Consider the following 19,887-nt stretch of genomic DNA (forward strand, 5'->3'; position numbering starts at 1 on the left):
GGCAATGTTCTTGTTCTTATAATGGTGAGCATGAGCCCGAAACGTCGACGGAGCATACACAAGCAAATGCCCGGACCAAACTGCTCCAGATCATAAAATCGACAAAAACTGCAGCCCCCCATACCCGCTGAAAAGCCTCGGAGCGAGCCCCGCCAACGCCTGCAGCCAATGACCGACCGGTCGTCATCCGTGCTTCTTTCATCGGCTAATGCAAAGCTCGGTTTGCCCGGTGTGACGGCGCACCCTAGAATGCCCCGATGCGCGATGATCTCTCCCTTCTGCTGAACTCCCTCAACGATGCCCAACGCCAGGCCGTAGCTGCCCGCGTGGGTCGTCAGTTGGTCCTGGCCGGTGCTGGTTCCGGTAAAACCCGAGTGCTGGTGCACCGTATCGCCTGGTTGATCCAGGTCGAAAACGCCTCGCCCCACTCCATCCTGTCGGTGACCTTCACCAATAAGGCCGCTGCCGAGATGCGTCATCGCATCGAGCAGCTGATGGGTATCAACCCGGCCGGCATGTGGGTCGGCACCTTCCACGGTCTGGCGCACCGCTTGTTGCGGGCGCACTGGCAGGAAGCCGGCCTGAGCCAGACTTTCCAGATTCTCGACAGCGACGACCAGCAACGGTTGGTCAAGCGGGTGATCCGCGAACTGGGTCTGGACGAGCAACGCTGGCCGGCCCGTCAGGCCCAATGGTTCATCAACGGGCAGAAAGACGAAGGTCTGCGTCCACAACACATTCAAGCCAGCGGCGACCTGTTCCTGGCGACCATGCGCAGCATTTATGAAGCCTATGAGGCTGCGTGCCTGCGCGCTGGCGTGATCGACTTCTCTGAATTGCTGCTGCGTGCCCTCGATCTGTGGCGCGACCATCCGGGCCTGCTGGCGCACTATCAGAAGCGCTTCCGGCACATTCTGGTGGACGAGTTCCAGGACACCAACGCCGTGCAGTACGCCTGGTTGCGACTGCTGGCCAAGGGTGGCGACAGCCTGATGGTGGTCGGCGACGACGATCAGTCGATCTACGGCTGGCGCGGCGCGAAAATCGAAAACATTTATCAGTATTCCGACGATTTTCCGGATGCCGAGACCATTCGTCTGGAGCAGAACTACCGCTCCACCGCCGGCATCCTCAAGGCTGCCAACGCCCTGATCGCCAATAACACCGGGCGCATGGGCAAAGAGTTGTGGACCGACGGCGGCGAAGGCGAAGCTATCAACCTGTACGCCGCGTTCAACGAACACGATGAAGCACGCTACGTGGTGGAAACCATCGAAAGCGCGCTGAAAACCGGCTTGGCCCGTAGTGATATCGCGATTTTGTACCGCTCCAATGCCCAATCGCGCGTTTTGGAAGAAGCCTTGCTGCGTGAGCGCATTCCGTACCGCATCTATGGCGGTCAGCGCTTCTTCGAACGGGCAGAAATCAAAAACGCCATGGCCTACCTGCGCTTGCTGGAAGGTCGCGGCAACGATGCAGCGCTGGAGCGGGTGATCAACGTTCCGGCCCGTGGTATCGGTGAGAAAACCGTTGAAGCGATCCGCGACCATGCCCGTCACAGCGATGTGTCGATGTGGGAAGCCATGCGTCTGCTGGTGGCTAATAAAGGCCTGACCGGCCGTGCCGCCGGCGCGCTGGGCGCATTTATCGAGCTGATCGAGAACCTCGCCGCCAAGTGCATGGAAATGCCGCTGCATCTGATGACCCAGACCGTCATCGAGCAGTCCGGGCTGATCGCCTATCATGAAGCGGAAAAAGGCGAGAAAGGCCAGGCTCGGGTCGAAAACCTTGAGGAACTGGTCAGCGCTGCGCGTAACTTCGAAAACGCTGAAGAAGACGAAGACCTGTCGCCATTGGCGGCATTCCTCGGTCACGCGTCGCTGGAGGCCGGAGATACTCAGGCCGACGAGCACGAAGACAGCATTCAGTTGATGACCTTGCACAGCGCCAAGGGCCTGGAGTTCCCTTACGTGTTCCTGGTGGGCATGGAAGAAGGTCTGTTCCCGCACAAGATGAGCCTGGAAGAACCGGGTCGTCTTGAAGAGGAGCGCCGTTTGGCCTACGTCGGAATCACCCGGGCGATGCAGAACCTGGTGATGACCTATGCTGAAACCCGACGCCTGTACGGAAGCGAGACCTACAACAAGGTGTCGCGTTTCGTACGTGAAGTGCCGAAAGGCCTGATCCAGGAAGTGCGGCTGTCCAACAGCGTCAGCCGTCCGTTCGGCGGTGGCCAGCAGCAGAGCTCCAGCAGCCTGTTTGGCGGTAGCGAGATCCCGGATACCGGATTCAGCCTCGGCCAGACCGTACGGCATTCGGTGTTTGGCGACGGCGTGATCCTGAACTTCGAAGGTGCCGGGGCTCAGGCTCGGGTGCAGGTGAACTTCAGCGAAGGCAGCAAGTGGTTGATGCTGGGCTACGCAAAGCTGGAAGCTATTTAAAGCTATTAGCTTTTCTGTGGGAGCGAGCCTGCTCGCGAATGAAAGCGCCGCGGTGTATCTGTTAAATCGCGGTGTGGCTATCGCGAGCAGGCTCGCTCCCACAGGGTTTTGTGTCGATCCGGACCTCAGCAGGTTGATCTTATAAGGCGCGACAATATGGGCTCAGGCTTCTTTTCTTCCTGGACATTCTGGGCGCTGTTGTCAGCGGCATTTGCTGCCATGACCGCCATCTTCGCCAAAATCGGCATCGAAAACGTCAACTCCGACTTCGCCACCCTACTGCGTACCGTGGTGGTTTTGGTCAGCCTGGCCTTGATTTTGTACGCCACGGGCCAATATCAGTCATTAGGATCGATCTCTGCCAGGAGCTACCTGTTCCTGCTGTTGTCGGGACTTGCCACCGGAGCCTCGTGGATCTGCTACTTCCGCGCACTGAAACTGGGGCCGGCCTCACTGGTCGCTCCGGTGGACAAGCTCAGCGTGGTACTGGTGGCAGTACTCGGCGTGATCCTGCTGGGCGAAAAACTCGACCTGCGCCAATGGGGCGGAATCGGCCTGATTACGGCCGGTGTGGTCATGCTGGCGCTGCGACGCTAGACAGCCTTCCCACAGAACTAATCCACTCGTCCTACGGACCAAAGTTAACAGGCCTTATTGCGCTGACTGAAGCTGAACACAACCTGTCAGGCAAAAGCCCGAAACACTCTGCCGCTAGCCAGTAACACTTCAGCTGTGCAACATGGCGCGCGTGCCATCCACAAATGGGAATTCCCTTTATGAAACGTTTTCTTAGCATCGCCATGGCGTTGTGCATCGGCCTGACGATGAGCCTCGACGCCAACGCCAAGCGCTTTGGTGGCGGCAAGAGCTCCGGCGCTGCGCCGACTCACCAGACCAGCCAAATGGCGCCTTCTTCTGCTGCAGGCGGCGCTGCTGCCACTGCGGGCGCGGCCGGTGCCGCGGGCGCTGCCGCCAAGGCCGGCGGTGCTTCGCGCTGGCTCGGCCCTCTGGCCGGTATCGCTGCCGGTGGCCTGTTGGCCTCCATGTTCATGGGCGGCGGCTTCCAGGGCATGCAGATCTTCGACATCCTGATCATGGCGGTCATCGCCTTCCTGATCTTCCGCTTCATCGCCGCTCGTCGTCGCAAGCAGCAGGAGCACATGGCTCCAGCGGGCGCACCGATGCAGCGTGAAGTGTTCGAGCAGAAGCCAGCGGCCATGGGTTCGATCTTCGGCGGCTCGGCAGCACCGGTTGCCGCTCGTCCAGTGATCAACGCTCCAGCCTGGTTCAATGAAAAGAACTTCATTGAAGCGGCCCGCAACCACTTCCAGTCCCTGCAGCAGCACTGGGACGCCAACGAAATGGACAAGATCGCCGAGTTCGTGACTCCGCAACTGCTGGAGTTCCTCAAGCGCGAACGTGCCGATCTGGGCGACGGTTTCCAGTCCACCTACATTGATAACCTCAATGTTCAACTGGACGGCGTGGATGATCGCGCCGACAAGACCATCGCCACCCTGACCTTCACCGGTGTGTCGAAGACTTCGCGTTTCGACCAGGGCGAAGTGTTCAGCGAAAGCTGGAACATGGAACGTCCGCAGGGCGAGAACCAGCCTTGGCTGGTCGCCGGTATCCGCCAGAACGGCTGATCCCCTCTGCGTTAAGCATGCTGTAATAAAAACCCCGGACTTGTCCGGGGTTTTCTATTTCGCAGTTGCATCTATAGCGAGCTACTGTATAAACCGCCCCAACTAAACCGCGCCATCAAGCAAGAGGATCCCGGACGTGGAAGAAATCATCGAACAACTGCGTGAAGCCAACGAACCGGTACCGGTCCCCTTGGAGTTACCCGACGAAGACCAGATCGTGGAAATCGAAGAACAACTGTTCATCGACATTCCATTTGTCTTCAGAGAATTTTTGCTGACCGTCAGCGACGTCGTCTACGGCAGCCTGGAGCCGGTAACCGTTACCGACCCGCAATCCCACACCTACCTGCCGGACGTTGCCGCCAACGCCTGGGACGCGGGTGTTGATCGCAGCATGATTCCGATCTGCCAGGACGGTGACAACTACTACCTGGTCGAAGAAGACGGCACCGTGGTGCTGTGGTTGGCCGAAGAAGAGCTGATCGCCGAAGAAACCTGGGAATCGGTGTGGCACTGGGCGCGGGACGTCTGGCTGGAAAGCTGAGACGTCTGAAGCGCCACAGGGTTAATGCCCGGACGAATCCTTGTGGTTGTCCAATGTTTCGAGCAACGCCACCTGCATCCGCGTGTGCACGCGGATGAACCAGCGCCAGAGCAGCGCCGCTACAGCGGCCGCGACGACGACGATCAGCACCAGCAACTTGTTGGTCGGCAGAATACTGGCCGACAAGGCTGCCAGCAGCAGGAAAATCACCAGCAGCGAGAGGATCGGGATCACTTCGGCGATCACCCGACGCACTCGCTGCGTGTGGCGGCCGGCCATCTCCGGCTTCACGCCCATCTCCGCCAACAGCATCGAGAGCGCCTTGAGCTTGCGATAGGCGGCGATCAGGAACGGTAGCGACAACAGCAACGCCCCACCCCAGATCAACGCTTTCTGCCAGCTCGGGTCACTGATCCAGTCTTGCAGGTAAGCGGACATGCGCTCGGCGAAAAAAGCACCCGAGAAGAAGATCGCAATCACCAGCGCCAGATTGACTCCCACCTGCAACAGAATTCGCCGAATCATCGACGCCAGCAGCGCGCCCTCGCCCTGAGGCTGGATGCTGCGCAGCCATTCACCGTACATCCCCAATACCCTGCCCAGTCGCTTCGGCATCACTGCGGCAAGCTTGATCGACAGCGGATCAGCCGCGCGGATCAGGTAAGGCGTCAGCAACGTGGTGATCACCGAGACGGCAACGGCGACCGGATAAAGGAAGTTGCTGGTGACCTGCAACGTCATGCCCAGCGCCGCGATGATGAAAGAAAATTCGCCAATCTGCGAAAGCCCCATCCCGACTCGAAGTGAGGTGCGTCCATCATTGCCAGCGATAAAGGCGCCAAGACCGCAAGAAAACATCTTGCCCAGCACCACGGCCACGGTGATCACCGCAATCGGCCACGCGTACTGCAGCAGGATCATCGGATCGAGCATCAGCCCAATGGCGACAAAGAAGATCGCACTGAACAGGTCGCGAACCGGTTCGATCAAGCGCTCGATTTTCAGCAGTTGCCGGGATTCAGCCATGATCGCGCCAATCAGGAAGGCGCCGAGCACCATGCTGTACTCAAGTTTGACCACCAGCAAACAGAAGCCGAAACACAGGCCTAACACCGTGATCAGCAGCATTTCATTGCTTTCGAACTTCGCCACGTAAGCCAGCAATCGCGGCACCAGCAGGATGCCGATGACCAGCGCGACGATCATGAACAGCGAGAGCTTGCCGACCGTGGAAAACACTTCGCCGGAACTGACCGTGCCGCTGACCGCGATGCTCGACAACAAGGCGATGATGCCGATGCCAAGGATATCCTCGACGATCAGCACACCGAAAATCAGCTGCGCAAAGCGCTCGTTCTTCATCTTCAGATCGTTGAGCGCCTTGACGATGATGGTGGTGGACGAAATCGCCAGAATCGCGCCGAGGAACAGCGAGTCCATGGTGTTCCAGTCGAACCAGCGACCGATCTCGTAGCCGATCCAGATCATCAGCACGATTTCCAGGAACGCCGCAATGAACGCCGTGGCACCGACCTTGAATAGCTTGCGCAGGCTGAACTCAAGGCCCAGACAGAACATCAGGAAAATCACCCCGAGTTCGGCGAGGGTTTTGATGGTTTCTTCATCGTGGATCAGGCTGAACGGCGGGGTGTGCGGGCCGATGATGAAGCCGGCGACGATGTAGCCGAGTACCACCGGTTGTTTGAAGCGATGAAACAGCACGGTCACCACACCCGCGATCAACATGATCACTGCCAGATCTTGAATGAAACTGATGGCGTGCATGGCGTGGGGCTCCTTGGGTGACATTCCTCAATCGAAAGACGTAGGAAAGGTCTGTTCGAGCAGGGTAAAAAATCCACTTCCCGCGTGGGAGTTACCCTTGAGAGGGGGCTTTTGAAGGGTAACACCGCGACTTCTGGCAGAAAGGCGGTGCAATATATGGAAACAGATCGATCCGGGCGTGACGGCAGCCACCCGCCCGGCGTCCCGATAACTGTTGGTTTGAAAAAGCTGACGAGGCCCCCGCAGAGGTGCCGCCCTCCCGAAATTCTGCCTTGAACCGTGAGAACGCTATGGAACCCGGAAACGCACAACTGTCGATGACGGTATTGATGACCCCCGACATGGCCAACTTCTCTGGCAATGTCCACGGCGGTACCTTGCTCAAATACCTCGACGAAGTGGCTTACGCGTGCGCCAGCCGTTATGCCGGCCGCTACGTGGTGACCCTGTCGGTGGACCAGGTGATTTTCCGCGAGCCGATTCATGTCGGCGAACTGGTGACCTTTCTGGCCTCGGTCAATTACACCGGCAACACCTCCATGGAGGTGGGCATCAAGGTAGTGACCGAAAACATCCGCGAGCGCTCGGTGCGCCACACCAACAGCTGCTTCTTCACCATGGTCGCCGTGGATGACGACCGCAAACCGGCTGTTGTCCCGCCACTGCAACCGCAGAACAGCGAAGACAAACGCCGCTTCATGCAGGCTCAGCAACGTCGGCAGATTCGTCAGGAACTGGAAAAGCGCTATCAGGACATCAAGGGCGACGCCTGAACTGTTCAGTCAGTTTGATGTGGTTCTTGAGTGTGTCATCGCGAGCAAGCTCGCTCCCACAAGTGATCTACGACGGACACAATTTCTGTGTCCACTGAAGACCTGAGTGGGAGCGAGCTTGCTCGCGATGGGGTCTACGCCGTTCAGAGACTGATCGGTGTCGCCTCGAACCGCACCCGCGGGTGGGCAATCCGGTCCTGAGCCCGCACCAGTTCCAGCTCATAGCTGGAGCAAGCCTGGGTCTCCAGCAGCACTTCATGCACCGCCGATGCGGCGAATTCAAAAGCCGCCACCAGGCTATCGCCCAACAGCACGCGAGCCAGAAACAGTCCGGAGGTCAAGTCGCCGACGCCCACCGGCTGACGCGGGAACGCCAGCAGCGGACGGCGCAGATGCCAGCTGTCTTCGGCCGTCACCAGCAACATCTCGAAAACATCCCCTGGTTTGCCCGGGTAGTCCAGATGCTTGACCAGCACAGCCTTCGGACCGCGCACCAGCAGCGCTCGCGCCATGGCCAGGCAATCGAACAACGATTGCGGCTTGCGCCCCGAAAAACTGTCCAGCTCCAGCTGGTTCGGGCACATGAAGTCCGCCACGGCAGCCGCCTCCTCCAGCAGGAAATCGCTGACTTCCGCGGGCACGCTGCACCCCTTCTCCGGATGGCCCATCACCGGGTCACACAGATACAGTGCCTTGGGATTGATCGACTTGATCCGCGCCACACCGGTCAGGATCGCCCGGCCCTGGGCAGCACTGCCAAGATAGCCGGACAACACGGCGTCGCAGTTGCCCAGCTCGCCAATCGCCGCGATGCCTTCGACCAGGTCGGGAATCTGATGCGGCGCCAGCACTTCACCGGCCCACTGGCCGTACTGGGTGTGGTTGGAGAACTGCACGGTATTGAGCGGCCAGACATTCACCCCGACCCGCTGCATCGGGAAAACCGCGGCGCTGTTGCCAGCGTGACCGAACACCACGTGGGACTGGATGGCGAGCAGATGGGGCGTACGTTTCATGCGCTGGGTTTTCCGTCAAACGATTGAAATTCAAGCCGCGCAGTATGCGACTAAACGCAGCCTGTACGACAGACCGGCGACGCAGTTAAGCTGACACTATCTTGTTGGAGCAACGTGTTGATGCTGACCCTTGGAAATATCTTCGTTCTGATGCTGCTTGCCACCGGTGGCGCGTGGTTGTGGCACAACCATGGCTTGCGCGAGCGTGCGCTGGAGCGGGTCAAGCTGCATTGCGCAAAGCTCGGAATCGAGCTGCTGGACGGCAACGTGGCCTTGAAGAAGCTCGCATTCATTAAAGACGCCAATGGCCGGCGGCGCCTCGCCCGTGTGTATAACTTCGAATTCACCGTGACCGGTGAAAGCCGTCACAACGGCACAATCACCCAGTTCGGCGCCCACAGTGCGCAGATTGAGCTGGCGCCCTACCCGATGCCGTTCGACGACACGCCTGCGGTGGCCGATGTAGTGAAACCGCGCGCCGAGGTGATAGAGATGAGTCAGTGGCGGCAAGAACACACTAAATGGCGTCCTTGATTCAAGTCGGGCTCGACCGGCAGTCGGCTAGCTCTCTTTGCAATGAATCAACATCCTGCGGCTCACTGAAAATCAGCTCGATACGCGAATCACGCCGCCATTCGCTGGGCTGCCAGTCCGGCACCGAGTTTTCCAGCGCATTTGCCGAAACCCAACCGTCGACACTGTGGATAACCAACTTTGCCCGTCGCCAGGCAAGGCTTTCAAGCCAACGGCCAACGAGCGTCGCATCGAACCTCTGACTCGGATGCCAGCGCCACCCCACGCTCCAGCCGCCCTCCTGCTCCTGGCTCAAGCAAATTGGCAGCGCAGGATCGGTCCAGATGGCTGGCAGCTGTGCCAATCCTTTGGGCGCAACAAAGTTATCCACACCCGCTACAGCCTGAACCCCAAGCCCTGGTAACTCACTCAATGGCAACGCGGCTTGCTGCGCCCAGTACAACGGACGCGCCGGCAACTGTGCGGCGATTCGCTGACGATCAGCGTCGTCGATATTTTCGGCTTTATTCATCAGCAACAACCCGGCGCTCTTGAGCGCTTCCTGTTGCGCCACCGGCAGCGGTTTGCCAGCAGCCAGTGCCTGGGCGTCCAGCACCAGCACGCAGGGTTGAACAGCCAGCACGCCTTGCCACGGCGCCTCACTCAATTGCCTGAGCAATTGCGCCGGATGCCCCAGCCCGGAGGGCTCGATAAACAGCCGATCCGGCCGCGACTTGCGCAGCAAACGCCCGAGACCGATCTGAAACGGCGCACCATTCACGCAACACAAACAGCCCCCGGCCACTTCACCCAGTGCGATACCATCGGCGTCCCGGGTCAGCAGCGCAGCATCGAGGCCAATCTGACCGAACTCGTTGATCAGCACCGCCCAACGCTCATTCGCCGGCCGCTGCGCCAGCAGGTGCTTGATCAGGCTGGTCTTGCCGGCGCCCAAGGGGCCCGCAATCACGTGAGTGGGAATGTTCTGCAACATGGTCGATGTTTTCTGAGGAGGTAAGGATGCGGTTGATGGGATTGTCGTTGCTCCTGGCGCTCACTTCAGGTGAGGCGCTGGCTCAAGCATGTGTGGTACATAGCACGGCTGCGAGACTTGACGTAAAAGTCTGCCAGCAGAACCGCAATATCCCGGAAAAACTGTTCGCCGATGGATTCTGCCAACCGAACCTTCCTGGCCAGAAAGTCGAGGTACAGTACGTCGACCAATGCCCCACCGGCGCGTTCGGCGTGTGCAGCAATGCCCAAGTCGCCAATATGCCTTACCGGCAGGATATTCACTATTATGGCGTGGCCACAGATGCGGCGTATTTGAAGCCGTTTTGTGAAGCCCAGAGCCAGGGAACCTGGCTCAAGCCGTGAGCCGCTAGCTCAGCCAGTCGAGCGTCAGGATCAGCCGCCGCTCACCGGACGCAAGCTGTGGCGAGCGGTGAATAAGGCCGAAGCCTTCATTGCCATGCCATTTCTCGCCTTTGAGCAACGCGACTTCGCCGCTGGCGATCTGCTCTATCCGCGAATCGTCCTGGGGTTCGGTTTCGGCGTTGCCCAGTTGTCGGCGATCCATTACACCTTCCTTCAGCCACTGGCTGCCGATCCCGCAATACGTGGCGATCAACCGCACCGGCACATGATCGACGTGGAAACGCGGGCACATGGCCTTGTCCAGGACCCGCAAACGCAGCCCGACACGTTTGGCGCCCAGCAAACAGGCGAAAGCACTGACCAGCCAGGAGACGTCGGCGATGAAACCTTCGTAACCTTCGAGATCGCTGAAACCTGAGGCTAATCCGTGAAGATTAGGTTCGGTGTCATCGCTGGGCAGTTCCAGGACCAGCGACTCCGCCAACGGCTCGTTCAGCGACAGCAACAAACGCCCGAAATCAGCGATGTGCGCCGGCAGTTGGCGCTGCCAAACGGCGAGGTTTATGCCGTCATCCAGTATTCGGGTCAGCGCTTGCGGCGTCTCACCTTGAACCTGATAAATGATCGGCCGCAGTTTCAGACTGGGAGCCAACATCAGGCTGCCGCCTCTTCATGCCACGGGCCAAATGGATCCGGCAGCAATCGCCAGCCCTCGACGCCTATCGCCATTTCATCGTCGGTCAGCAGGCAATTGTCGAGTTCGCTGGTGAGTTGCGCGAAGTCGATGTTCTGGCCGATGAACACCAGCTCCTGGCGGCAATCGCCGGTGGTTGCAGTCCAGTTTTCCATGATCCCGGCGGTGCTTTCTTCGTCCTGCGGCCACTGGGTTTTCGGCACGAAACGCCACCAGCGCCCGGCGAAACCATGGCGCATCAATCCGCCGGCCTGGGACCAGCTACCGGCGTCCATGTGCTTGCTGGCCAGCCAGAAGAAGCCCTTGGAGCGCAGCAGTTTACCGTTCACCCACGGGCGGTCGATGAAGCTGAAAAAGCGCTGCGGATGAAACGGGCGGCGTGCTCGGTAGGCTGTCGAGGCGATGCCGTATTCCTCGGATTCCGGTACGTGCTCGCCACGCAATTCCTGTAACCAGCCCGGCGCCTGGGCGGCCTTCTCGAAGTCGAAACGACCGGTATTCAGGATCTTCGCCAAGGGAATTTCGCCCATGACCATCGGGATGATTTCCGCCTGGGCGTTAAGCCGCTCAAGGATCGCGATCAGCTCCTGGCGTTCGCTGCTGCTGATCAAGTCGATCTTGCTGATCAGAATCACGTCGGCGAATTCGATTTGCTCGATCAACAGGTCGGTGATCGAGCGCTCGTCCTCCTCGCCCAAGGTTTCACCACGGGAAGCGAGACTTTCGGCGGCCTGATAGTCGATCAGGAAGTTCATGCCATCGACCACCGTGACCATGGTGTCGAGCCGGGCGATATCGGCCAGGCTCTGCCCTTCCTCATCGCGAAAGGTGAAGGTTTCCGCCACGGGCAGCGGCTCGGAAATGCCGGTGGATTCGATCAATAAATAATCAAAACGACCCTCCTTGGCGAGTTTGCTCACCTCTTCCAGCAAGTCTTCGCGCAAGGTGCAGCAAATGCAGCCATTGCTCATCTCCACCAGTTTTTCTTCCGCACGGTTCAGGGTGACATCGCGTTGGACTTCGCCGCCATCAATGTTGATTTCGCTCATATCATTGACGATCACGGCGACGCGCAGGTTGTCGCGATTGCGCAGCACGTAGTTGAGCAGCGTGCTTTTGCCAGCGCCGAGAAAGCCCGACAGGACGGTTACGGGGAGACGATTGGGCATCAGGTATTCCTCACAAAGATGCCCGGTCGCAGTGTCGGGCTTAACTTGATGTTATAGTATAACAACACAATCAAGCCACTCTCCTCTTGCCCTCGATGACAAAGGGCACGATGCTCAAGCCCGTTCGGTCCGTGAGAAATCCTATGCGTGTAGCCCTGAAAATAACGCTGATGAGCGTTTCGCTGCTGATTGCTGTCGACGCCTGGGCGCAAATCCCGAGCGTGGCCAAATGCACCCGAAGCGCCAATCTGCTGGCCTGCGTGGATGGCGACGGCAACGCCTACAGCGTCAACACCGTCGGAAGCACGATCTATCTGCGGGGCTACGAAACGGCCGGAAAACGCCATTGGGCGCAGACCAACAGCCGCTACGGACAACTCACGTTCTTCACCGGGCTCGCTTCCGACGGCGAGGCCTGGGTCGGCTACAACCGTCGCGTCGGCTGGACCACGATCAATCGGTTTTCCAGTTCCGGTGGCAGCAGCGGCAAATTCACCTGTAGCCGAATCGCCGGCTGTTAGGCCTGAATCTTTTTCTGCTCCTGCTGCCAGGCGACGTAACTGTTTACCGGCGGATTTTTCTGGAAATAGCGCTGTAATCCTTCGAACAAGCCATCGGCTACGGCCTGCTGGTGGCGCGCGGTGACCAGTCGCTGACTGTCGCGAGCGTTGGAGATGAAGCCGGTTTCCACCAGGATCGACGGTACATCCGGCGACTTCAGCACCGCAAATCCCGCTTGTTCCACGCGCTTCTGATGCAATGTGGTGATGCCCGCCAGACTGCCGAGTACCGTGCTGCCCAACTGCAAACTGGCGGCGAGGGTCGCGTTCATCGACATGTCCAGAATCACCCCGGCGAGCATCGGGTCCTTATCCTTGAGGTTGAGCAGGCTCGTAGCGCCCAGCAGGTCCGCGCCGTTCTCACGTTGCGCCATGAAACGCGCCGTCGCCGAGGTTGCTCCACCCTCGGACAGGCAGTAGACCGAAGCGCCTGACGCGGTGAGACGCGGTGCGGCATCGGCATGCACCGAGATGAACATGTCGGCGTTGTGCTTGCGAGCGATCTCCACACGCTTGCGCAGCGGGACGAAGAAGTCGTCGTTGCGCACCAGTTTCACGTCGAAGCCCTTCTCGCGTTTCAGCCGTTTTGCCAACAGCTGGGCGATGGACAGCACCACGTCTTTCTCACGCTCACCTTTGGCGCCGACCGCGCCGGGGTCTTTGCCGCCGTGACCAGGGTCGACCACGACGATGATGTCGCGCTTGGGGTGATCCTTGTCGACGACCGCCTCGTGCGCAGCCGCCACTTGTAATGGCGCAGCCGTCTTCAGATCGAGTACCAGTCGATGACCCTGACCGTCCTGTGGCGGCAACAAAAAACTGGCGAGCTGCACCGGGCCACTGAGGTCGAGGACGATTCGCGTATCGCCAACGCCAAATTGTCCTGAGCGGATAGAGCGAATCACGGTGTTGCTGAGCGCCAACTGACTGAAATCGCCACTGAGGTTGGCGCCACTCAGATCGATGATCAGCCGTTCGGGCGCGCTCAGGGAAAACGTCTTGTATTGCACCGGCCCGCTCAGATCGAACACCAATCGCAACTTGTCATCCGAACGCCAGAGCCGCGCATTGCGAATCTGTGTGGCCGAAACGCCAAACGGCAAAGCGAAGGCCGCGCTGGCCAGGATCAGGTTGAGCAAGTGACGTCTGTGCATGATGAAAGCCTGTTCATAAAAAAGGCATGGTCGATTTAGATGTAATAACATAACATAATGGATCGACTCCCACGATGGACCTGCTCATGAATGCGCTGACTCTGCCGGATATCGCCGCGCAGGCCTCACGCCAAGCCCTGCCACTCGACTGGGTGGGCATGTGCGGCATTGCTCTTCCTGTTTTGTTCGATGGCCAACGACTGAGTGCGAAAGCCGACGCCGGCGTTAGCCTCGATGATGGAGAGGCGCGCGGAATTCATATGTCGCGGCTGTACTTGGCGCTGGAAATGCTTGAGCAAGAAAACCTGACGCCCACCTTGTTGCGGCGAGTTTTGCAAAGTTTTCTCGAGACTCATGAAGGACTGTCCAACAGCGCGTACTTAAAAATCCACACCGATTTACTGCTCAAAAGACCGGCGCTGGTCAGTCCATTGGCTGGCTGGAAAACCTATCCAGTGAGCATCGAAGCACATTTGAAAAATGCGATGTTCCACGTGGAACTAAAAATCGACGTGACTTATTCCTCGACCTGTCCGTGTTCGGCCGCCCTTTCCCGGCAGCTGATTCAGCAGCAATTCGTCGATGACTTCGCCAACAAACCGCTGCAACACGCCGATGTGTTGACGTGGCTCGGCTCGACAAAAGGCATCGTCGCAACGCCTCACAGCCAACGGAGCACTGCAAGATTGCGGCTTCGAGTGGACGACTATCTGAATGACCTGCCGCTGATCGCGATCATCAACGACGCCGAAGCGGCCCTCGGCACAGCCGTGCAAACCGCTGTGAAACGCGCCGACGAACAAGCCTTCGCGTTGGCCAACGGGCAGAACCTGATGTTCTGCGAAGACGCCGCACGACGTTTGAACCTGGCCCTGAAACGCTCCCCCGGCATCAACGCCTTCCACATACGAGTCGTCCACGCCGAAAGCCTCCATGCCCACGATGCCGTCGCCGAAAGCCGCTGGAATTGGGAGGCCGCATGATCCATTGCCAAGCCTTGCGTTGGGGTGCACCCGGTCAGCCACTGACTCCATCCGTGGATTTTGAACTGGCCCAAGGAAGTCTGACCGCCGTAATCGGTGCCAATGGCTCGGGTAAAAGCAGCCTGCTGAAAGTCATCGCGGGTTTGCAAAGACCGCTGACCGGCAAAGTCATGTTGGATGTTCCACGCAAGGGAAGCCTCTCGTTCCTTCCACAGCAACAACACCTGGATCGCCAATTCCCCATCAGCTTGCAAGAGTTAGTGGCCGCCGGTTTCTGGGGCAGCTCGCAGGCTCCCGAGATACGCAGACAACGCCTCAAAGCCGTTCTGGAAGACTGGTGTCTGACCGGACTGGAACAGCGCCCGTTGATGGCCTTGTCCGGCGGCGAACTACAGCGTGCCCTGCTCGCCCGTTTGAGCCTCGCGGACTCGCCACTGCTATTGCTCGACGAACCCCACGCCGCCCTCGACGAGCTCGGCCAGGCGCTGCTCTGGAAACACATTCACGCCTGGCATGCCGAAGGCCGAACCCAAGTGATCGTGTGCCATGACCTGGCCGCCGTTCGCCAACATATTCCTCAAACGTTGCTGATCAAAAGCACCGGCTGCGTCATCGGGTCGAGCATTGATCTGATCCATCAACAACCAGAAACGCGGGTGGCCTGATGCTCGCGGCCGCTCATCTTTGGCAACCGTTCCACGAGTTCGTGTTCATGCGCCGAGCACTTCTCGGCGGGTTGGTTCTGGCATGCAGCACCGCACCGTTGGGTGTGTTTTTGATCCTGCGACGCATGAGCCTGATCGGCGACGCAGTGGCTCACGGCATTCTGCCGGGGGCCGCATTGGGCTTCTGGTTTGCCGGATTGAGTCTGCCAGCGCTGACCGTCGGCGGCCTTGGTGCCGGTCTCGGCATGGCCGGACTCGCCGCCTGGATCACCCGTCGCACCGGCCTGCGGGAAGACGCCAGCCTCGCCGCGATCTACCCGATCTCCCTTGCCTGCGGTGTGCTGATCCTCGGTATCGCCGGCAAACGTCTGGACCTGTTGCACCTGTTGTTTGGCTCGGCACTGGCGGTCGATGGTCCGACGTTAACGGGCATGCTCTGGGTCTCGGCATTCAGCCTGATCGCCATGGCGTTCATCTACAAACCGCTGTTGCTGGACACCCTCGACCCACTCTTTCTGCAAACCGTCAGCCGACTCGGCCCCCTGGCTCACGGCGTATTTCTAACCCTGGTGGTGCTGAATCTGGTGATCGGTTTTCAAGCCATCGGCGCGCTGATGGTGGTCGGTTTGATGATGTTGCCCGCCGCCGCGTCGCGCTTCTGGAGTCGTCGCTTGCCGACGTTAATGGCCATCGCCGCCCTGCTCGGTTGCCTCTCGGTGTGGCTCGGATTGTTGCTGTCGTTCTACTTCTCGCTGCCCAGTGGCCCGGCGATCGTGCTGGTGGCTGGCGGTTTGTATCTGCTGTCCGTGGTGTTCGGACCGGTGCACGGTTTGCTGCGCCGCCCGCCTTTGCTCACATCCCAATGAGGTGTTACCCGATGCGCGTTTTACTCGTGCTGTTCAGTTTGCTGCTGTCGATGTCGCTGTCTGCTGCGGAAAAACTTCAGGTAGTCACCAGTTTCAGCATCCTCGCCGACCTGACCCATCAAGTCGGAGGCGACCATATCCAGATCACCAACATGGTCGGTGCGGACGCCGATGCTCACACATATGAGCCGACGCCGGACGACGCCAAAGCGTTGCTCAACGCCAAACTCATCATCAAAAACGGCTTGGGTTTCGAGCCATGGCTGGACCGCCTGGTGACCAGCACCGAGACCAAAGCGCCGGTGATCAGCGCGAGCCACGGCATCATCCCGCGCTCCCTGGATGAGGACGGTGAGACGATTCCCGACCCGCACGCCTGGCACAATCTGGCGAACGCTGAGTTGTATATCAGCAACATCACCAAGGCGCTGATCGCCGCCGACCCGACGAATAAAGCCGACTACGAGCGCAACAGTCAGGCCTACCTGAAACAAATCTACGCGCTGCTTGCCGAAGCCAAGGTCAAACTCGGCTCGCTGCCACCGGGCAATCGCAAAATCGTGACGTCCCATGACGCCTTTGGTTACCTCGGTCAGGCTTACGGCATTGACTTCATGGCCCCTCAAGGCCTGTCCACTGAGCGCGAGCCGTCAGCCGCCGAAGTCGCTGCATTGATCACTCAGATTCGCCAGGCCAAGGTCAAGGCGGTGTTCATGGAAAACATCAAGGATGCACGCCTGCTCAAGCAGATTGCCGATGAAAGCGGCGCGCACATCGGTGGCACGTTGTACTCCGATGCGCTCGCGGCCAGCGGGCCGGCCAGCACCTTCGTCGGGTTGTTCGAGTACAACCTCAACACCTTGTACGAGGCGTTGAGCAAGCCATGATCCGCAAGAATCCTTCCGGTGATTTGCCGGTGATAGCGGAATCTGCCTACGTGGATAAAACCGCCATCATCTGCGGCAAAGTGGTGATCGGCGAGAACGTCTTCGTCGGTCCCTACGCGGTGATTCGTGCCGACGAAGTGGATGCCTCAGGCGAGATGGAGTCGATCACCATCGGCGCCAACTCGAACATCCAGGATGGCGTGGTGATCCACTCCAAGTCCGGCGCGGCAGTGACCATCGGCGAGTTCAGTTCCATCGCCCACCGCTCGATCGTTCATGGTCCGTGCTCCGTTGGCGACCGGGTGTTTATCGGGTTCAACAGCGTGCTGTTCAACTGCGCAGTCGGTAACGGTTGCGTGGTGCGGCACAACTCGGTGGTCGATGGTCGCGACTTGCCCGAAGACTTCTATGTGCCCTCCACCACCCGCATCGGCCCGCAGACAGATCTGTCGCAGTTCCCACCGGTAAGCATCAGCGCCTCGGAGTTTTCCGAGGACGTGGCGCGCACCAACGTCGACCTTGTGCGTGGCTACAAAGCCCTGCAGAACGAGTTCTGACCATGAGCAGCGTGCTGATTCGCAATGCCCGGCTGGTGAATGAAGGCCGTGAGTTTGACGGTGATCTGTTGGTGAGCAACGGGCGAATCGTGAAGATCGCCAGCTGCATCCACAGTGAAAATGCCGACGTGGAAATCGATGCACAAGGGCAATGGCTGCTGCCAGGAATGATTGACGACCAAGTGCACTTCCGCGATCCAGGCTCGCCAGACAAGGGCAGCTTCTACACCGAATCGCGGGCGGCGGTGGCCGGTGGCATCACCAGCTTCATGGACATGCCCAACACCAATCCGGCGACCCTGACCCTCAGCGCACTGGCCGACAAAAAGCGCCGAGCGGCGATCAACTCTGTCGCCAATTACGGCTTTCATTTCGGCGTGAGCAACGACAATCTCGACACTGTCGCCAGGCTCAACCCCTGTGAAGTCGCCGGCGTCAAAGTGTTCATGGGCGCTTCGACCGGCAACATGCTGGTCGATGACCCACAGATTCTCGAGCGGTTATTTGCCGAGGTGCCGACCCTTTTATTGGCCCACTGCGAACACACGCCCAGCATCGACGCCAATGCCGCGAACCTGCGTGACTTGTTCGGCGAACACATTCCTGCTGCGGCCCACCCGCTGATCCGCAACGCCGAGGCCTGCTTTCGCTCCTCCTCAATGGCCGTGGACCTGGCCAGGCGTCACGGCACCCGACTGCACGTTCTGCACCTGACCACCGCCCGCGAACTGGCGTTGTTCGAAGACAAGCCCCTCGCCCAGAAACGCATCACCGCCGAAGTCTGCCTGCACCACTTATTGTTCGATGACCGGGATTACCCGAGCCTCGGCAACCTGATCAAGTGCAACCCAGCGATCAAAACCCAGGCCGACCGCGATGCCTTGCGCGAAGCATTGCTGAGCCATCGGCTCGACGTGATCGGCAGCGATCACGCGCCCCACACCTGGGCCGAAAAACAGCGGCCGTACAGCCAGGCGCCTTCCGGCTTGCCGTTGGTGCAACACGCCCTGCCCGCGTTGCTGGAATTGGTCGCGGATAAAGTTTTGCCGATCATTACGCTCGTGGAAAAAACCAGTCACCGGGTCGCCGATTTGTTCGCCATTCCTGACCGCGGTTATCTGCGCGAAGGCTATTGGGCCGACCTCGTTCTGATCAAACCCGAACCCGGCGGCGTCGCCGTTTCCCAGCAGCCGATTCTGTCTCAATGCGGCTGGACACCTTTTGCCCGGCAGCGTTTCCGCCACAGCGTCAGCACCACGATCGTGTCGGGGCAAATTGCCTGGCACGACAAACGTCTTAATGACAACTGCCAGGGTTTGCCACTACGGTTTATGCGCTAGCACTCGAGAGCACCGACATGATTCACATCACCCTGAGCGATGGTTCATTGCGTGAATACGACCAGCCACTGTCGGTGTACGAGCTCGCCGCGAGTATCGGACCCGGGCTGGCAAAAGCGGCGGTGGCCGGCCGAGTGGACGGCATCCTGGTGGACTGTGAGTTCATGATCGAAGCCGATGCCAGGGTCAGCATCGTCACGCCCCAAGAGCCCGATGGGCTGGAGATCCTGCGACGCTCCTGCGCACTGATGCTGGCCATGGCTGTTAAACAACTTCATCCACAGGTGCAACTGCACGCAGGAACGGCGCTAGGCGACGGGTTCTTTCATGAGTTTTCTGTCGAGCGATCCTTAACGCCCGCAGACCTGCCACTGATCGAAGCCCGCATGCAGGCTCTGGCGGCGACCAATCACTCGATTCGCCGTCAAGGAAAGACGCCGCTGTACCGCCTGGGGGACGTCGAATCGACGACCGCTGGCCCACATGTCCCCGCGACCAGAGTGCTGCAAGCGTTCACCCTCGACCACATCAGCGGTACGTTGCCGCAACGGATTTACGGTACGTGCTGGTCCTGCCAACAAGAGCTGGAAAACTGGCGGACGCCGCCGCACGTCATGATCGTCAGCATGGACGAACGTCAGGCGGATTACGCGCAGTCGGTGACCGAGGCATTGCGTCGAAGCGGCGTGCGCGCCCGTGCGGATCTGCGTCACGAGAAAGTCCGTCAAAAGATTCGCGAGCACAGTCAGCACGTGCCGTATCTGGTGGTGATCGGGGAGAAAGAAAAAGCAGGCGAGTTTGTCAGTGTGCGCAGCCGCACAGGTGAAGACTTCGGGAGGATGGGTGTTGAGACGGTGTGTGAGTGGTTGAATCAGGCCCGCTCCCACACAATCATGTAGAGCGCGGGCCTGCTG

At 59.5% G+C, this 19,887-nt stretch carries 21 protein-coding genes; 15 read left to right on the plus strand and 6 right to left on the minus strand.

Annotated features, from left to right (window positions below; all coding sequences use genetic code 11):
- Positions 1-257: 257 nt before the first annotated feature.
- From uvrD to VD17_RS11520, 4 genes are all read left to right on the plus strand, one after another.
- Positions 258-2,441: a DNA helicase II gene (gene uvrD, locus VD17_RS11505; RefSeq protein ID WP_046053913.1), complete on the plus strand. Its 2,184-nt coding sequence runs from the start codon at positions 258-260 to the stop codon at positions 2,439-2,441.
- A gap of 156 nt (positions 2,442-2,597) precedes the next feature.
- Positions 2,598-3,038, plus strand: a complete 441-nt coding sequence (locus VD17_RS11510) for an EamA family transporter (RefSeq protein ID WP_046053914.1) — start codon at positions 2,598-2,600, stop codon at positions 3,036-3,038.
- Positions 3,039-3,217: 179 nt separating this feature from the next.
- Positions 3,218-4,090: a Tim44 domain-containing protein gene (locus VD17_RS11515; protein WP_033059623.1), complete on the plus strand. Its 873-nt coding sequence runs from the start codon at positions 3,218-3,220 to the stop codon at positions 4,088-4,090.
- Between the two features lie 136 nt (positions 4,091-4,226).
- On the plus strand, positions 4,227-4,634 hold the full coding sequence (locus VD17_RS11520; protein ID WP_008007803.1) for an SMI1/KNR4 family protein: 408 nt from the start codon (positions 4,227-4,229) through the stop codon (positions 4,632-4,634).
- A 21-nt stretch (positions 4,635-4,655) separates the two neighbouring features.
- On the opposite strand, the gene VD17_RS11525 is transcribed toward VD17_RS11520, so the two are convergent.
- A complete protein-coding gene (locus VD17_RS11525; RefSeq protein ID WP_046053915.1) occupies positions 4,656-6,419 on the minus strand; it encodes a cation:proton antiporter in 1,764 nt (587 codons plus the stop codon).
- Between the two features lie 290 nt (positions 6,420-6,709).
- On the opposite strand from VD17_RS11525, the gene VD17_RS11530 reads away from it, so the two are divergent.
- On the plus strand, positions 6,710-7,192 hold the full coding sequence (locus VD17_RS11530) for an acyl-CoA thioesterase (RefSeq protein WP_008156660.1): 483 nt from the start codon (positions 6,710-6,712) through the stop codon (positions 7,190-7,192).
- A 143-nt stretch (positions 7,193-7,335) separates the two neighbouring features.
- Here VD17_RS11530 and pdxY read toward each other — a convergent pair whose 3' ends face one another.
- Positions 7,336-8,208, minus strand: a complete 873-nt coding sequence (gene pdxY, locus VD17_RS11535) for a pyridoxal kinase PdxY (protein ID WP_046053916.1) — start codon at positions 8,206-8,208, stop codon at positions 7,336-7,338.
- Between the two features lie 120 nt (positions 8,209-8,328).
- Between pdxY and VD17_RS11540 the strand changes: the two genes are divergently transcribed.
- Positions 8,329-8,742, plus strand: coding sequence for a DUF3301 domain-containing protein (locus VD17_RS11540; protein ID WP_046053917.1), 414 nt, complete (start codon positions 8,329-8,331; stop codon positions 8,740-8,742).
- Position 8,743: 1 nt separating this feature from the next.
- On the opposite strand, the gene VD17_RS11545 is transcribed toward VD17_RS11540, so the two are convergent.
- Positions 8,744-9,715, minus strand: a complete 972-nt coding sequence (locus VD17_RS11545; protein ID WP_046053918.1) for a CobW family GTP-binding protein — start codon at positions 9,713-9,715, stop codon at positions 8,744-8,746.
- Positions 9,716-9,741: 26 nt separating this feature from the next.
- Here VD17_RS11545 and VD17_RS11550 point away from each other — a divergent pair, with 26 nt between their 5' ends.
- The gene (locus VD17_RS11550; protein ID WP_008156668.1) at positions 9,742-10,098 is read left to right on the plus strand and encodes a hypothetical protein; all 357 of its coding nucleotides are present in this window, start codon (positions 9,742-9,744) and stop codon (positions 10,096-10,098) included.
- 4 nt (positions 10,099-10,102) lie between these two features.
- Here VD17_RS11550 and VD17_RS11555 read toward each other — a convergent pair whose 3' ends face one another.
- Together VD17_RS11555 and zigA are read right to left on the minus strand one after the other, a co-directional pair.
- Positions 10,103-10,753 carry a DUF1826 domain-containing protein gene (locus tag VD17_RS11555; protein ID WP_046053919.1) on the minus strand — a complete coding sequence of 217 codons (651 nt, stop codon included), beginning with the start codon at positions 10,751-10,753 and terminating at the stop codon, positions 10,103-10,105.
- Positions 10,753-11,961 carry a zinc metallochaperone GTPase ZigA gene (zigA, locus tag VD17_RS11560; protein WP_046053920.1) on the minus strand — a complete coding sequence of 403 codons (1,209 nt, stop codon included), beginning with the start codon at positions 11,959-11,961 and terminating at the stop codon, positions 10,753-10,755. Before zigA ends, VD17_RS11555 begins: the two co-directional genes overlap by 1 nt.
- Before the next feature lie 143 nt (positions 11,962-12,104).
- On the opposite strand from zigA, the gene VD17_RS11565 reads away from it, so the two are divergent.
- Positions 12,105-12,482 (plus strand): hypothetical protein, encoded by a 378-nt coding sequence (locus tag VD17_RS11565; protein ID WP_046053921.1) that lies wholly within the window; start codon positions 12,105-12,107, stop codon positions 12,480-12,482.
- Here the strand turns inward: VD17_RS11565 and VD17_RS11570 are convergent.
- Positions 12,479-13,675, minus strand: coding sequence for an N-acetylmuramoyl-L-alanine amidase (locus VD17_RS11570; protein WP_046053922.1), 1,197 nt, complete (start codon positions 13,673-13,675; stop codon positions 12,479-12,481). The genes VD17_RS11565 and VD17_RS11570 overlap by 4 nt on opposite strands.
- Before the next feature lie 86 nt (positions 13,676-13,761).
- Between VD17_RS11570 and folE2 the strand changes: the two genes are divergently transcribed.
- From folE2 to VD17_RS11605, 7 genes are read left to right on the plus strand one after another with little or no spacing between them, the layout of a single operon-like run.
- Positions 13,762-14,658, plus strand: coding sequence for a GTP cyclohydrolase FolE2 (gene folE2 / locus VD17_RS11575; protein WP_046053957.1), 897 nt, complete (start codon positions 13,762-13,764; stop codon positions 14,656-14,658).
- Positions 14,655-15,323, plus strand: a complete 669-nt coding sequence (locus VD17_RS11580; RefSeq protein WP_046053923.1) for a metal ABC transporter ATP-binding protein — start codon at positions 14,655-14,657, stop codon at positions 15,321-15,323. The genes folE2 and VD17_RS11580 overlap by 4 nt, the downstream gene beginning before the upstream one ends.
- The gene (locus VD17_RS11585; RefSeq protein ID WP_046053924.1) at positions 15,323-16,189 is read left to right on the plus strand and encodes a metal ABC transporter permease; all 867 of its coding nucleotides are present in this window, start codon (positions 15,323-15,325) and stop codon (positions 16,187-16,189) included. Before VD17_RS11580 ends, VD17_RS11585 begins: the two co-directional genes overlap by 1 nt.
- A gap of 11 nt (positions 16,190-16,200) precedes the next feature.
- Positions 16,201-17,076 carry a metal ABC transporter substrate-binding protein gene (locus tag VD17_RS11590; protein WP_046053925.1) on the plus strand — a complete coding sequence of 292 codons (876 nt, stop codon included), beginning with the start codon at positions 16,201-16,203 and terminating at the stop codon, positions 17,074-17,076.
- Entirely contained in the window at positions 17,073-17,633 is a 561-nt protein-coding gene (locus VD17_RS11595) for a gamma carbonic anhydrase family protein (RefSeq protein WP_046053926.1), read from the plus strand. The genes VD17_RS11590 and VD17_RS11595 overlap by 4 nt, the downstream gene beginning before the upstream one ends.
- A 2-nt stretch (positions 17,634-17,635) precedes the next feature.
- Positions 17,636-18,973 (plus strand): dihydroorotase, encoded by a 1,338-nt coding sequence (locus tag VD17_RS11600; protein WP_046053927.1) that lies wholly within the window; start codon positions 17,636-17,638, stop codon positions 18,971-18,973.
- 17 nt (positions 18,974-18,990) lie between these two features.
- Positions 18,991-19,872, plus strand: coding sequence for a His/Gly/Thr/Pro-type tRNA ligase C-terminal domain-containing protein (locus tag VD17_RS11605; protein ID WP_046053928.1), 882 nt, complete (start codon positions 18,991-18,993; stop codon positions 19,870-19,872).
- Positions 19,873-19,887: the final 15 nt, after the last annotated feature.

Source organism: Pseudomonas fluorescens (genome assembly GCF_000968015.1).
Lineage (GTDB): Bacteria > Pseudomonadota > Gammaproteobacteria > Pseudomonadales > Pseudomonadaceae > Aquipseudomonas > Aquipseudomonas fluorescens_W.